The sequence below is a fragment of the Burkholderia sp. APQ4-4ca genome (genome assembly GCF_057837105.1).
This window is the reverse complement of sequence record NZ_JBYQCG010000051.1, coordinates 1-333: the sequence shown is the minus strand read 5'-3', so window position 1 is coordinate 333 and position 333 is coordinate 1. Positions and strand designations below refer to the sequence as shown.

At 56.5% G+C, this 333-nt stretch carries 1 rRNA gene; it reads right to left on the bottom strand.

Going from position 1 to position 333, the window contains the following annotated elements:
- Positions 1-333: ribosomal RNA gene (locus tag AC3IFE_RS01630) — 16S ribosomal RNA — on the bottom strand; the annotation flags it as partial.

Genomic DNA, 333 nt, shown 5'->3' with positions numbered 1-333 from the left:
GTCTTAGCAAACCGCCTGCGCACGCTTTACGCCCAGTAATTCCGATTAACGCTCGCACCCTACGTATTACCGCGGCTGCTGGCACGTAGTTAGCCGGTGCTTATTCTTCCGGTACCGTCATCCCCCGACCGTATTAGGGTCAAGGATTTCTTTCCGGACAAAAGTGCTTTACAACCCGAAGGCCTTCGTCACACACGCGGCATTGCTGGATCAGGCTTTCGCCCATTGTCCAAAATTCCCCACTGCTGCCTCCCGTAGGAGTCTGGGCCGTGTCTCAGTCCCAGTGTGGCTGGTCGTCCTCTCAGACCAGCTACTGATCGTCGCCTTGGTAGG